This is a genomic window from Acinetobacter terrae (assembly GCF_002135195.1).
Classification (GTDB): domain Bacteria; phylum Pseudomonadota; class Gammaproteobacteria; order Pseudomonadales; family Moraxellaceae; genus Acinetobacter; species Acinetobacter terrae.
Genome location: NZ_NEGF01000019.1, coordinates 1 through 12,985 on the forward strand (window position 1 = coordinate 1; position 12,985 = coordinate 12,985).

The 12,985-nt window shown below is 36.7% G+C and carries 15 protein-coding genes; 5 read left to right on the forward strand and 10 right to left on the reverse strand.

From position 1 onward, the window contains the following. From B9T23_RS15760 to B9T23_RS15770, 3 genes are all read right to left on the reverse strand, one after another. A partial coding sequence (locus B9T23_RS15760) for an MBL fold metallo-hydrolase (RefSeq protein ID WP_143222540.1) occupies positions 1-272 on the reverse strand: 272 nt, incomplete at its 3' end. A 2-nt stretch (positions 273-274) separates the two neighbouring features. After that, entirely contained in the window at positions 275-691 is a 417-nt protein-coding gene (locus B9T23_RS15765) for a YeeE/YedE family protein (RefSeq protein ID WP_016165475.1), read from the reverse strand. A gap of 1 nt (position 692) precedes the next feature. Beyond that, entirely contained in the window at positions 693-1,109 is a 417-nt protein-coding gene (locus B9T23_RS15770) for a YeeE/YedE family protein (RefSeq protein ID WP_086194751.1), read from the reverse strand. A gap of 122 nt (positions 1,110-1,231) precedes the next feature. On the opposite strand from B9T23_RS15770, the gene B9T23_RS15775 reads away from it, so the two are divergent. Then, the gene (locus B9T23_RS15775) at positions 1,232-1,543 is read left to right on the forward strand and encodes an ArsR/SmtB family transcription factor (protein WP_016165477.1); all 312 of its coding nucleotides are present in this window, start codon (positions 1,232-1,234) and stop codon (positions 1,541-1,543) included. A 230-nt stretch (positions 1,544-1,773) separates the two neighbouring features. On the opposite strand, the gene dsbG is transcribed toward B9T23_RS15775, so the two are convergent. From dsbG to dsbD, 3 genes are read right to left on the reverse strand one after another with little or no spacing between them, the layout of a single operon-like run. Then, complete coding sequence (gene dsbG / locus B9T23_RS15780) at positions 1,774-2,523, reverse strand: thiol:disulfide interchange protein DsbG (RefSeq protein WP_086194752.1); 750 nt, start codon at positions 2,521-2,523, stop codon at positions 1,774-1,776. A gap of 18 nt (positions 2,524-2,541) precedes the next feature. Beyond that, positions 2,542-3,387 (reverse strand): TlpA disulfide reductase family protein, encoded by an 846-nt coding sequence (locus B9T23_RS15785; protein ID WP_086194753.1) that lies wholly within the window; start codon positions 3,385-3,387, stop codon positions 2,542-2,544. Next, the gene (gene dsbD, locus B9T23_RS15790; RefSeq protein WP_407640435.1) at positions 3,384-5,312 is read right to left on the reverse strand and encodes a protein-disulfide reductase DsbD; all 1,929 of its coding nucleotides are present in this window, start codon (positions 5,310-5,312) and stop codon (positions 3,384-3,386) included. Before dsbD ends, B9T23_RS15785 begins: the two co-directional genes overlap by 4 nt. Positions 5,313-5,456: 144 nt before the next feature. Here dsbD and B9T23_RS15795 point away from each other — a divergent pair, with 144 nt between their 5' ends. Together B9T23_RS15795 and B9T23_RS15800 are read left to right on the forward strand one after the other, a co-directional pair. Then, positions 5,457-6,122 carry a response regulator transcription factor gene (locus B9T23_RS15795; RefSeq protein ID WP_026444435.1) on the forward strand — a complete coding sequence of 222 codons (666 nt, stop codon included), beginning with the start codon at positions 5,457-5,459 and terminating at the stop codon, positions 6,120-6,122. Between the two features lie 3 nt (positions 6,123-6,125). Then, complete coding sequence (locus B9T23_RS15800) at positions 6,126-7,496, forward strand: sensor histidine kinase (RefSeq protein WP_005404979.1); 1,371 nt, start codon at positions 6,126-6,128, stop codon at positions 7,494-7,496. A 129-nt stretch (positions 7,497-7,625) separates the two neighbouring features. Here B9T23_RS15800 and B9T23_RS15805 read toward each other — a convergent pair whose 3' ends face one another. After that, complete coding sequence (locus B9T23_RS15805) at positions 7,626-7,973, reverse strand: hypothetical protein (RefSeq protein WP_086194754.1); 348 nt, start codon at positions 7,971-7,973, stop codon at positions 7,626-7,628. A 93-nt stretch (positions 7,974-8,066) separates the two neighbouring features. Between B9T23_RS15805 and B9T23_RS15810 the strand changes: the two genes are divergently transcribed. Both B9T23_RS15810 and B9T23_RS15815 read left to right on the forward strand, forming a co-directional pair. After that, positions 8,067-9,482 (forward strand): aminotransferase-like domain-containing protein, encoded by a 1,416-nt coding sequence (locus B9T23_RS15810; protein WP_086194755.1) that lies wholly within the window; start codon positions 8,067-8,069, stop codon positions 9,480-9,482. Between the two features lie 443 nt (positions 9,483-9,925). Then, complete coding sequence (locus B9T23_RS15815; protein WP_086194756.1) at positions 9,926-10,651, forward strand: sce7726 family protein; 726 nt, start codon at positions 9,926-9,928, stop codon at positions 10,649-10,651. 19 nt (positions 10,652-10,670) lie between these two features. On the opposite strand, the gene B9T23_RS15820 is transcribed toward B9T23_RS15815, so the two are convergent. Genes B9T23_RS15820 through B9T23_RS15830 form a run of 3 tightly spaced genes read right to left on the reverse strand, consistent with a single transcriptional unit; the run spans position 10,671 to position 12,899 of the window. Continuing rightward, positions 10,671-11,774 (reverse strand): beta family protein, encoded by a 1,104-nt coding sequence (locus tag B9T23_RS15820; protein ID WP_086194757.1) that lies wholly within the window; start codon positions 11,772-11,774, stop codon positions 10,671-10,673. A 9-nt stretch (positions 11,775-11,783) separates the two neighbouring features. Continuing rightward, positions 11,784-12,281 (reverse strand): ImmA/IrrE family metallo-endopeptidase, encoded by a 498-nt coding sequence (locus tag B9T23_RS15825; protein WP_228145947.1) that lies wholly within the window; start codon positions 12,279-12,281, stop codon positions 11,784-11,786. Between the two features lie 6 nt (positions 12,282-12,287). Next, positions 12,288-12,899 (reverse strand): hypothetical protein, encoded by a 612-nt coding sequence (locus B9T23_RS15830; RefSeq protein ID WP_086194758.1) that lies wholly within the window; start codon positions 12,897-12,899, stop codon positions 12,288-12,290. Between the last annotated feature and the right edge of the window lie 86 nt (positions 12,900-12,985).

Sequence of the window (12,985 nt, forward strand, 5' to 3'; positions counted from 1 at the left end):
TTTCCGCCCAGTTCCTGTTTCAAATACTGGGCTGCAGTCAAGTGATCTGCATGAACATGGGTTTCCAAAATCCATTCCACGTCTAAAGTCTGTGCTTTGACATAGGCAATGATACGATCTGCCTGTGTGGTTGAAGTGGTTGCAGATGCCGCATCATAATCCAGCACACTGTCAATGATGGCACAGCGCTTTGTTATTGGATCGGATACCACGTAACTGAAGGTATTGGTCGCCTCGTCAAAAAAATCCTGTACCAGTGGGTGTTTTGCCATCGTTATTCTCCAGCCCATTTACGGTGCAGCAATACGCCAATCAACATCGCGATAATAAAATAGAAGACCTGGTAATGCCCCAGGCCAATCAAGGTGAAACTTGGTGCTGGACATACCCCAGCAATCCCCCAGCCGATACCAAACAACAGGCTGCCAATGATTAAGCGTGGATCAAGTTTTTGACTGGTGGGCAATACAATAGGTTCGTTAAATACGGTTTTCGGTGCTGCAGAACGCATGGCTTTTTGAAAGGGAATAAATGCCACGGCAATTGCACCCATCATCACAAAGGCCAGACTGGCATCCCAGTCACCAAACAGATCCAGGAAATCCAGCACTTTTTCCGGATTGGACATGCCTGAAACCATCAGTCCGACAGAAAAAAGAGCACCAAAAATAAAAGCTAAAATATTTTTCATTTTAAAATGCTCCAGTCACGTGACGAACAATATAAACAGTGACAAAACCAGCAAACATGAAACTCATGGTGGCCACGATGGAACGTTTAGACAAACGACTCATCCCGCAAATGCCATGACCGCTGGTACAGCCTGAACCTAAGCGGGTACCAAAGCCGACCAAGAGACCCGCAACCACCAGCATCAGCGGACTCGCATTCAATTCAATTTCTGGCTGAACAAACAGTCCATAGATAAATGGCACCGTGATTAAACCCGCCATGAACCAAATCGCAGATGTTTTAAACATCGTTTTAGGATTCAGCACCTGTCCGATTAAGCCACTGATGCCTGCGATACGACCATGCACATACAGGTAACCAACGACCGATACACCGAGCATCAAACCGCCGAGAAAAGCAATCAGGAAATCATGCATAGCGAGTCTACTTAAGTTTACAATATATTTATTTATAATATATAATATATAATATTAATCAAGCACTCTGTGATATTCTTTCATAAATGATTTTTAACTATGCAGGACTGAAGGAGATCGTAATGAATACTGGAACTAATCAGGCTAAAATTGATTTTTCGGAAGTCGATATAGTCACAAACTACTTAAAAGTCTTATCAAATCCTGACCGCCTAAAAATTTTATGTGTCTTGGTAGAAGGCGAACTCAATGTACAGAAAATTGAGGAAAGCACTGATATTCATCAACCAACACTGTCCCAACAACTGACTGTACTGCGTAAAAATAATATGGTCAGCACTCGTCGTGAAGGTAAACAGATTTTCTATCAAGTATCTGACCCCAGAATCCTGACGATTATGCAAACCCTGCATCAGTTATATTGTGCTGCTTAAGCCTGTTTTTCACTCTAACTTGTACCATCGAGTGACTTTAACAAACTCATAATTCCTCAAGCTTTAACCTCAATATTCCTGCTCAAATCGGCTAAAGATAATGGCAATACAATCTATACAGCATTACCATTACTTTATTTATACGACAGTTGAAAATATGAACCTGATGACTTTATAAAGTTTTCCATCATTTAACAAAATACCTAAAATCTCATATCCACTTGCGAAATTTATTTCTCAAAAATTTCTTTCAGATCCTTTGGCATGCCTTGAGCAGATTTAAAAGTGCCCTTACTGTCTCGCCACACTATGGAAGGTGTTGAGAAAAATCCATATTTCTCCATTAACTCCTGATTGAAATCAATTTTTTTTGCAATCTCTTGAGGAATTTTATTTTCCGGTTTTAAACGTTTCTTGCCTTTATTCACGTTCATATCAGTAAAAACTGCTGCAGGATCTTTTGACATCAGTAAAGTGGCAACTTGGGCACGACTTTCTTCACGTATGACACCGACCTGAATATGGCGTAATTGTACTTTTCCAGACTTAACCCATGGACGCGCCTGCTGCCAAAACTTATGGCAGTAAGGGCAATTGGGATCCGAAAAGACATAGACTATGCGTGGAGCATTTTTTTGGCCATCCTGGATCCATGTAGCCTTTTCCAAGGTTTTCCAAACATCATCCAGAACCGCTTCTTTGGCATGTTTATTCATGAGATCAACAGAAAGATTGTCTCCTTTGGCATTGTATAAATCACCCAGAATGTAATATTTCTGGTCATTCGCAATAAATACGGTTCCAGGATGCTGATTGTTGTGTCCCACCCAGCCAGTCATTCCTGTGGGCGCAGGAATTTGTTGAATAAACTCAAATCCTTCCTGCTCAATCTGTTTTTTGATAGCGCTATTGGCGGAAGTCAATGTTGCACTACCTGCAAGCAGCATGGAAATGAGGATACGTTGTATCGATGTATTCATAAAAATTCACCAGAAAAATTAAGGTTGGATGGATATCTTTTTTAAATATTGCTGCAACATCGCAGGGCTCAATTCACCCATATGACGCTCTACCAACTGCCCCTGTGCATTGAAAAATAAAGTGCTTGGTAGTCCAAACATATTCATCTGTTGTGGTATTTCTCCATATGGATCAAGCAGTACATGTTTAAATTTAAGATCATAACGTCTTAAATAATCCTGTACGGTTACTTGATCTTCTCCCTGATTAAGCATGACGAAATTAATCCCGGGATATTGATTATGTGCCTGCTGTAAAACGGGCATTTCACGGTGACACGGTGGGCACCAACTGGCCCACATATTGATCACTGTTGGCTGCCCGATAAACTGCTTGAGTGGAACGTTCTCTGAGATTTCACCATGTTGAATTAAGGACGAAAAACTTGAATCCGGAAAATGGGTTTCCTGTTTCAAATTGTTTTGAAAAGCAATGCCAAGACTCAGCAGCAGCGTAAAAATAAAGATAAAAATAGCCTTGGATTTACCAGGCAGTCCTTTATTTTTCCAAAGAAAGTATGGGATAACAGTAACAATACCCCCGATGAGATGGAATCCTTTGTCTTGGATCTTGAAGATGTCGAGAGGTGATGTGGAATAGGCATCCCAATGTAACAATACAAAAACGATTCTTGCCCCGATGAGCCCAATCAGGACACTGATCCATAAAGAATCCCGAAAAACCTGGATCACTGCTTTATCCCATCGGAGTTTGTTACTCACCATCTGGCCAATTATCGACACAGTCATCAATCCAATCAAAATAATGATTAATGTCCAGGGCAACATCAATGGTCCAAGGTGTAAGGCTTCAGATGAAATCATTCACGTTCGCCTGTCTGAAGTTGCTCAAGTCTTGCGAGTAACTGGGCTGCACTAAATGTTCCTGTCAGTCGAAGTTCACGTTGTTCCTGATGTGAGACATCCAGCATGATCATGGTTGGTGGTCCCAGAATCTGCCATTGCTTTAATAATTCATCCTGGCTTGAATGATAATTTGTGAGATCGAGCTTAATCCTTGCGATATTACGAAGAGCATCTTGTACATCTTCACGCGGCAAAACTTCATGCTCAATGGGCTGACAGGCCACACACCAGTCCGCATAAACATCGATAATGACTGTCTGACCTTTAAAGCGAGCAAGGGCGCTACTCAGTTCATCCTCAGTATTCACCTGTTGCCATGCCAAGATCTGCTCTGCTTGGGTCACACTCATTTGAGCTAGGGCATGGTTAATATGCCATGCTCCTCCTAAGGCAATCATAATGCTTAAAATCATCACCATAGCTTTGGCTATGCTGCGAGATATATGAGGGAGTATTTTTAGCAAGCAATAGCCAGCAAGCAGGAGTAAAATCGCACCGAGTAAGATGAAATAGAGCACACTTGGAATTAACGGACGGATGAAATAAAGAGCAAGAGCCAGCATGACAAAGCCAAAGCTAAACTTAAGACGATCCATCCATAAGCCAGGTTTAGGTAAATATTGTGAACCAAACACTGAAGCAATAAATATGGGGAAACCAATACCCAGACCAAGCACAAATAAATAGCTTGCCCCCATCACGGGTTGATTCAACTGTGAAACAAATAATAATGCCCCGGCGAGTGGCGCACTCATACAGGGACCAACAATCAATGCTGCGATCATGCCCATCAATAAAGCACCTAGCAAGGTTCCGCCCTTTTGTCTTTGTTGCCACTGATCAAGGCGATGTAACACCCCTTGTGGCAATGACAAATGAAAAGCGCCAAATAAGTTAAATGCGAATACAGTGAATAGCAGTGCAAATAAGCCAATAAAAACTGGACTTTGAAACCATCGCTGAAAGCTATAACCTAGTTGTGCAACGGCTAGGCCCATCACGGCATACACGATGGCCAGCCCCAGAACAAAGGCTCCGGCAATAAATGCGGCCCGATAACCCGTTTTGCGCTGGACCAAAATACCCGAAAGGATAGGAATCAAAGGTAATGAACAGGGTAGAAAAGCCAATAAGATCCCAAGTCCTAAAAATACGAGCAAATTGACTAAAAGGTTCTGGTTGGATAATAGGTTAAAAAAGAATTGGTCATTATTCCATTGAGATTTAAGAGAGGCATTCGTCTGATCCTGTTGTATCTGAGGCTCTCTCTGGGTGCTTACTTCACTTGAGGCTTGTCTCTGGGATTCATCAGCGGCTTGTTCATCTTGTGGTACCGCTACCAGATTTTCAGGTTCTTCTACTGTGTTTTTATTCGTTGAATTTTCTGGTCCTAAAGCTGCCTTTTTTTGTTGTGCAACAGCTTGCTCAGATAACTGGGTTGGCACTAAAGTAGATGTTAAAGTTGATGTCACATTTAATAGTCTTTTACTCTCCGAGAATCTCTGGGTGGGCAATAATCCCTCGTCATCAGTTTGAATCGTAGTGCGTTGTACTGGATAGCATAAACCGCTTTCCGCACAGCCTTGCCACTGAATATTGAGTTGCTGATTAGGCTGTACCGGAATATGAGTATTGACTTGACCATAATGAACCTGGGTCCGCCCAAAGGTTGGATCATCTTTGTCTTGTGGTACTGGTAGGCTCAGTTTGAGTGCTTTCTGATCATGACTAACTTTGAGTTGATGATGATAGAGATAATAGCCATCGGCAATTTTCCATGTAAGTTCAGCACCCTCCTGACTGGTCGAGACTGCCTCAAACTGAAAGGCCTGATCAGGTGGCAAGAAATCAGCATGTGCTGTTCTTATTAAAACAGCTACCATTATCAAAAATATTCTCAACAACCACATCATCAATTTCAGCATCGTATTTAATGTTAGATGCCCTATTATTCAAAAACTAAAATTAAGAGAGCATTAACAGTAACAATCGCTTATAAAATAGATGAACAATCAATGGGAGTCCGCATGTTTGTCGTTTTGGTAGAAGATGATCCATATATTGCCCACAGTATTTGTGCGGCTTTGGATTTTTTAAATATTTCTGTCGAGCATGTCAGCACGGCAAGCGCGGCAGATTATTTTATCCGTCATAGCGCTGTTGATCTGTGCCTGCTCGATTTAGGATTGCCGGATCAGGATGGTTTGGAGTTACTTAGAAAATGGCGACAGGATCAGATTCATACACCGATACTTGTACTCACTGCGCGGATACAGACGCGGCAATGTATTGAAGCATTAAACTTAGGCGCTGATGACTATCTGACGAAACCATTTGAACTTGATGAGCTGGTTGCCCGTCTTCATGCTCTCACGCGTCGTCACCGCGGCTTTTCATCCAATGTTCTACAGTTTGAAGACTTAAGCTTAAATCGAGATACCCAAGAAGTATTTTATCAACATCAAGCGATCCAGCTTTCAAGGCGTGAATACAGTTTGCTTGAGACTTTGATGAGCCATCCCAATCAGATTCTGAAAAATGAGCAATTGCTCGACAAACTTTATGGGTATCAAGACAGCATCGAAAGTAATGCTTTAAATGTGCATATTTACCATTTAAGACAAAAATTAAATGCTGATTTTATTCAGACCATTCGTGGGGTCGGTTATATGTTTAAAGTGTCTGAATTATAACAGATGCGAAGCTATAGTTTGAAATGGCGTTTGGTCACAAGCTTATTGATGGTATTTCTTTGCCTGTGGAGTATTGTATTCGCCTGGTTGTATGTCGATCTGCAAAAACGCCTGCAAGATACCTTGGATCAACGACTTTCGGCTTCGGCACATATGGTCGCGCGTTTAATTCAACAACTCCCTATGAAAGCGATTAAAAACGAACTTATTCAACAAACCAATAAGTCTACCGATGCTGAAAATCTAATTGCTTGCGAAGTATCTTTATTCAGCTCAGATATTTCTGTGGGTCAACATGTTGTGGCAAAAACTCGAGGTGCGCCAGCTAACTTAAGTCAACAACAGCTTGGTTTTAGTACTTGGCAACAAAGTGAGATTGAGTGGCGTAGTTATGTGCTACGTAAAAATGATATCCAAGTTGTGGCTGCCGAACGTATGTTCTTACGCTATTCACTCCTACAGCAGATTCTGCAATCAGTGCTTATTCCACTAATTTTATCACTGCTTATCTGTATTACATTGATTATTTTGATAATACGTAAAGAATTTAAAAGTCTTGATACCATTGCACAGCATTTGAGCCTAAAAGAATTAACACTTGGTGACGCGGCCATATATTTAATAAATCTTGACCCCAAAAACATTCCGCAAGAGGTACAACCTTTTGTCGATAATTCAACTCAGTTGATCCAAAAATTGCACCATAGTTTGGAAAATGAAAAAGTCTTCACCGCATATGCTGCACATGAACTGCGTAGTCCTTTAACGGCAATCAAAACCCATGTACAACTTGCTCAACTCATCGCACAACAACAACATGCCGGGCACGATTTACAGGATAATCTTCAACAAGCCAATATAAACATCCGCAGATATGCACAATTACTTGAACAACTTTTAGCATTGACAGCTATAGATCAGGATACTGTTCAGAAATTAGAAGCCACGAATATTACATCTGTACTGCAACAAGTCATTGCAGATTTACACCCAGTCTACCCTGAGCTTGATCAAAGTCTGGATATCAATTGGGCAACTTTAACAAGTATTTATCTTCCTGATTTTGCGCTTTATACAGTACTTAAAAATCTTATTGAGAATGCAGCCTTACATGCACAAACAGATATTATTACTATCAAAATGCAGGATAGCTCACTTTTCATTCAAGATAATGGAAAAACTTTAAGTGAACATGAGCTGAAACTTTTGGGGCAACGTTTTTGGCGAAAGTCTGCAGAACAACCAGGGCATGGCTTGGGATTATCTTTGGTTAAAACAATTCTAAGCAAATATGATTATGATATTAAGTTTTACGGGACATATCCTCAGGGCTTAACTGTAGAAATTTCCCCCTCTTATTCTTTAGCTAATTAAAAGGACTAGGTATGTGTTTGTTTTCTTCTGCCTTATGTAATGGCCATTATGTTAAATGGAGTTTTATTAATTAAGCATGATCTAATACCCTAAAATTGAGTATGCAAAATGCAGAGTATTTACCATAGATTATTTATTTAAAGCTAAAGTTAAAACCTGACTTTTTTTCAATGAATGTTGATCAATTTCACTTAAGAAATATTTTCCTCTCTCTTTTGTACATTCAAGTAATTTAGTATCTCGGATAAGACCTATCTGATTACCAGAATAAAATTTAGTATATAAAAATTTAATTGTTTTCTGCGATTTATCCTCTTTCTTCCATACCTCATAAGAGTCGAATTGACTAAGTTTTAAATAGCCTCTGACTAATGAAGAGCATACATAAGTCATTTGTCCAAGTTTAGGTTGATCTGTTTTACTTTCACATCCAGAACATAAGATAACTACAAGAATTGTAGTAATGAAATTATTCATAATTGATTGAATATATTGAGAAGATTTATTGCATTTTAGTTTTCTGATATAAAGATATACAGATACAATTTTTTTTTAAAAAAGAGCACAGATATGGCTTTTCAATATCAAATTTTAGCTGATCAAATTGCTAAAAAAATTAACTCGGGGGAGATACAGCCAAATCAAAAGTTGAGCTCATTGCGATGTTTTACCAAAAACCATAATGTCAGTATGACCACTGCAAAATCTTGTTATGAGCTTTTAGAGTCACAAGGTCTAATTTTTGTTAAACCTAAAAGTGGATATTTTGTAAGAACTACTAAAGAACAGATAAATTTTCCAATCCATCCCGAATTTGGATCTCATCCACGGATGATAACAAATTTAGAACTACAGAATGAAATACAAGAGGCCTCAATCAATCAACACAGAGTTCACTTGGGGGCAATTCAGCTTTCCCCTAAACTAATACCAACACAGACATTAAGGAGATCTCTTCAAAGAGCTTTAAAACATAGTGCACCAGAGGATTTTTTATATAGTGATAAACAAGGGCATATTAAGTTACGCCAAGCTTTATCAAATCACTGTGCTGAAGATGGAATTTATATACCAGAAGAATCAATTTTTATAACAAGTGGGTGTATGCCTGCCTTATCTACGATCATACAAATGCTGACTCAAGTCGGTGATAGCGTTATTGTTCCAATGCCTAACTATAATGGACAACAATTATTATTAGCTAATTTAGGTAGAAAGATTGTAGAAACACCTGCTTCACATACAGGAATAGATCTACATCGCTTAGAGCAGGTTATGGCAAATTCAGGAGCAAAAATATGTCTTTTGACAGCTAACTATCAAAATCCTTTAGGTTTTTGTCTAACTAATGATGAAAAAGAGCAAATTGCTAAATTGGCTGCTAAATATAAGTGTTTTATCGTTGAAGATGATATTTATGCTGAATGCGGGCACAGTTTACATCGTCCCCTACCTATCCAATATTGGGATAAAGAAGGCTATGTGTTTCTTTGTAGCTCAATTTCGAAATCTTTGTCACCAGCCTATCGTATTGGCTGGCTTTGTTTACCTCATCAACAAGAACATCTCAAAGAGAAACTTCTATCACTTCTGAGTATTGTAAACACACCATTACAACTAGGTTTAGCGGATTTTATTAACAGTAGATCGTATAGGGCCCATTTAAATCAATTAAGGCCCACGTTAATGAAACAAGTTGAAGAATATCGCCAGTTTATTGTGAAAAATTTTGAAGGTCTAGATATAAAGTTAACGCAACCACAAGGTGGATATGCCTTATGGATTCAATTACCAGAAAAAATTGATAGCTTAGATATTTATAAGTTTGCAAAAGAACAAGGAGTTAATATAGTCCCAGGAGAAGTCTTTGGGGAAGATAAGAGATATTCAAATTTCATAAGAATAAGTGCTGGATATCCTCTGAACATCTATATTTGCAAAGCATTACTTACATTAAAAGTTTGGATTAAAAACACGTGTTATTAGCTTAATATTTTAAAGTACTTCTAAAATTAACATAATACACGTTATACGAACATGAGCTGTAACTCCAAAATAGAAATGTCCGGTTTCTCCAAAATAAAAAAGCCCAACAGGATGTTGGGCTTTTTCGTATTTGATGCTTAGATCAGACTTCTGTCTGATCTCACATTCCTTATTCTTTCTCTTGTGTTTTTTTTCTGGAGCATCCTGCTCTCTATGTCCCCATAATAGGAAAATCCACTATCTGGCCTACATGCAAAGGGCCGGAATTGATGCGAGCATATGCGTACAAATTCGGCTAAAAACCATTCAAACACTATCCCCAATTTCTGGGGATAGTGTTTGCCCTAGGTAGGTTGGAAACATTGATCTAAAGATAGTTACTATTATTTAATTTTTAAATCTTTAATATCTTATATACTAATAGTTCCCAAACTGTTATTTAAATGCCAACACTTATGAAGGAAAGATACCTAGAGGCTGATATTAAAAATATAATTATAAATCATATGGTTAGTAGTGATATTTTAGAAAAAAATGATACTTTAATCAATGAGTTTACTATAGCTGATTATGCTCGTAGAGTTGATTTAGCACTTATTAAATCGAACAAACTCTATGCATATGAAGTAAAGAGTGCTAGTGATAACCTGATGCGTTTAGAAGGACAAGTAAAAACTTATTTAGACTATTTTGATAAAGTCACAGTAGTGGCTGCCTCAAAACACATAAATAAAATTTTAGATATAACTCCTATAAATGTAGCAGTTTGGGAACTTAAAAATGAAAAAGTTAAAGTTGTAAGGAGAGGAAAAACCAACTGTATAGGAGATAAATTAAAATTTTTAGATTTAATGACAGTGTCAGATTTAATTAAAATTGTAAGGGCTGAAGAATTGAGTCTAAAAAATTTTAGAAGAAAAATTTTAGAGCAAAATTTAATTTATTTGCCTGTAGTTAAATTACGCAAGTATGCCATTGAATCACTTCAAGAAAAATATAGATCAACTAATCAAGATTTTTTTGATGCATTGACTATAAAAAAGACTTTAGATAATAGTGACTTAAATTTATTACGTGTTAATAAAGTAGATAATCATCAAATAACTCTTAAAGATAATCTGGGATTATTCTTAGAGGCTTTAGAAAAACTAGAAGAAGAATATTTATAATCTTCTTCTAGATTAATTATTAGTCTACCCAATCTTCATCAGTATCTAAATCATTTATATCGTCAAAGTAGTGTAATTGTAGATATAAATGTATATTAATTCTCACAGCAGTAGCTTTTTGAGGGGAACCTATACCATAGGGATCTTTTAATGATGTTTTCTCAATCATTTGTGTTCCCCACACATGTAAATTTTTGTTCCAATACTCATTTTTTACTATTTCTATGCATGCTTCTTGGTAAAGATAACGTGCTTCGTAAGCATCATCTTCCTTTCGAATAAAGCGCCAATCATTTTTTAATGGGTAATCAACACGAGGAGGTGGACGTTGACCGCCACCACCCATTTTATGAGATCTGGTACTACCTCTATCAGAATAAATTAGATTAATATTTTCTAAACTTTTGCTGATTTTATTGTAAATTTGTCGCTCATATATTGGAATTTCTCCTCTATATGATCCAGCAAATGAATATGGAAAAGAAGTTCCTGAAATACAAAAATCCGCTTTAGGGAAAATTTTAATGAACCATTCTATAATTTCTACATATTTTTGATAATTGATAAGATCTTTTCTACTAAAATCACCATAATCTAAAATGATTAATAAATTTTTAATTAAAGTCTTCATAGAAATAAGAACTTTTAAAGCCTCAATAAAATATTCTATTTCGCGTTTTTTATCTAATTTTAGGCCTAATTCTAGTCGTAATACTATTGGACGTTCTAGAGTGAGAAAACCATGTAATTGAACATTAAGCTCATTTACCTCATTGATTTGCAGTACTGGTATATAGTTCGGATATTGCTTGAAAAGATTAATCCAGTTTTTATGACCATCATCTGGCTTGCATAGTTCTAAAAATTCTTTTGAAACAGCTCCATCGTTTTCATGACAATCTTTAAGAAACTCTTTATCTAAATCCAGAATAATTCTACGTTGACCAAATGCTTTCTCAACCCGTTTAAATGACTTCTCTAGACTTGCAGAATTAGCCCATTTTTTAAGTGAAATTAATGGTAAAAGATTATCTTTATCTTTTTCTGGTAATTCTTCCAAAGCAGCCATTTCTGCTGGTTTAAGGCTAAGAATAGGAATATATTCCACATTTTTAAAAAACATTAAGGAACCTTAAACTTTATTTAATCTGATTATTAATGCAGTCTTAGAGACGGACAATTCTTCAGCTACATGTTCATATACCTGTTCTTTATCTAGATCATCAACAGAATATTTTTTAATTAATAATTGAACTAATTCAATAGGCATTATTATATCTGCTGCTAATCTATTAGCTTCGGCCTCTATTTCATTAGACTGATTAGACCTATAAAGAACATCATCTTTGATCCCATTCTGCAGAAGATGCCTATGCAAAAAAAAATGTGAAATTTCATGAGCTAAAGTATATCTTTGTCTACTTGGAGCATCATGTCGGTTAACTCGTATTGTAACTACACCATCAGATTCTTTAATTTCACCTGAAATGTTCGCTCCTAAAGTAGCTTTTTTTACAACAATACCTAAATCTTTTGCTAAAGAACCCAATTTCATAGGAAGTTCTTTTTGATAGTTTTCAATAAGTAATTGATGCTCAATAGTAAGTATATTCCACTCTTTAGATTTCAATATTGGCTACTCCTCATCCAACTCAGGGTATTTTTCAAATCCACTACTGCCATGTTGATAATTTTCCCTTCTTAGAATCATATCAACTACATCTTCTAATGGTTGGTTGAACTTTCCTTCATCTATTAAACGTGTAATCTCTTTAACTGCAATTTGAGGTAGTTGTAAGTTAACTTGCTCTGTAGCGGTATTTGTAGCTATGTCATTTGCTTTTTGTGAGGCAATTTTTGCAGCACTTTCTTTAATTTGTTTATAACCAAAAATTGATACTACAGCTACGATAACTCCTAAGGCCGTTATTACGAAAGTTGCGCATCCTAATAAAATACTAATCCAAATAGGATAGTTCATATATTGTTGACCAATTTTGTGGTCATCTACTTCTTTCTTAAATTGTGAGTAATTTGCATTCAATCTATCAATAACTTGAGTCTGTTTATTAATAACTTCATTTTGCTTATCAATAAGTATTAATAGTTCTTTATTGCTAGAGTCTGGTAAATTTTGGATTTGAGAAGAAATACTGGAATCAAGGCTTGAAGATGTATCCACTTTACTGTGAGCAAAATTAGTTAAAAATAAACTGATGTAAACTATTAGAAAAATTTTATAAATCATCACTATTTTTTAGTTAAATATGAATATTCATTATTATAGTTGATATTTCCCAGAAAAAATAAATAAATGGAAGCTAAAACCCTATT